At 67.8% G+C, this 1,051-nt stretch carries 1 protein-coding gene; it reads left to right on the forward strand.

All coding sequences use genetic code 11. The annotated features are described in order from the left end of the window. Positions 1-99 precede the first annotated feature (99 nt). A partial coding sequence (locus IE182_RS31520) for an IS481 family transposase (protein WP_190113419.1) occupies positions 100-1,051 on the forward strand: 952 nt, incomplete at its 3' end.

Below are 1,051 nucleotides of genomic sequence, written 5' to 3' on the forward strand. Positions count from 1 at the left end.
TGTATTGATCACGAGCGTTGTTGACAGTCGTGGGTCTTGTTCATGGCGAAGACCTCCGGTGTGGTGGAGGTGTCGAGTCTTCACCGCACGGAGGTCTTCGTGTCCCACCGTAATGCCCGGCTGACCGTTCACGGCAGACGGATCCTGGTCGAGCGTGTCCGTTCCGGCCGTCCCGTCGCGCACGTGGCAGCCGAGATGGGCATCTCGCGGACAACAGCCCACAAATGGGTCCGCCGGTGGCGGGCCGAGGGCGAGCCGGGACTGCGGGACCGCTCCAGCAGGCCCCGCACAACCCCGCACCGCACCTCCGCCGCCCTCGAGACCCGGGTGTGCGAGCTGAGGACGACGCGGAAGCTGGGCCCGGCCCGGATCGGTCCGATCCTGGGCCTGCCCGCCTCGACCGTGCACCGGATACTCACCCGCCACGCACTGAACCGGCTGGCCTGGATCGACCGGACCACCGGCCAGGTCATCCGCCGCTACGAACGAGACCGCCCCGGCGAACTCGTCCACGTCGACGTCAAGAAACTCGGACGGATCCCGGACGGCGGCGGTCACAAGGCCCTGGGCCGCCAGGCCGGCCGCACCACCCGCAGCGGCATGGGCTTCGACTACATCCACTCCGCCGTCGACGACCACTCCCGCCTCGCCTACAGCGAGATCCACCCCGACGAGAAGGTCGCGACCTGCGCTGGTTTCCTCACCCGCGCAGCCGCCTTCTTCCACACACACGGCATCACCCAGATCGAGCGGGTACTCACGGACAACGCCTGGGCCTACCGCAAGGGCCTGGCCTGGAAACAAACCCTGGCCGACCTCGGCGCGACCGGCAAGCTCACCCGCGCCTACCGGCCCCAGACCAACGGCAAGGTCGAACGCTTCAACCGAACCCTGCTCGACGAATGGGCCTACATCCGGCCCTACACCAGCAACAACGAACGCACCGCAGCCCTGGCAGACTTCCTCCACACCTACAACCACCACCGATGCCACACCGCGCTCAGGGGCGAGCCACCCATCACCCGCGTCAACAACCCTGCGGGTCAATACA

The sequence above is a fragment of the Streptomyces cinnamoneus genome (assembly GCF_014650495.1).
Taxonomy (GTDB): Bacteria; Actinomycetota; Actinomycetes; order Streptomycetales; family Streptomycetaceae; genus Streptomyces; species Streptomyces cinnamoneus.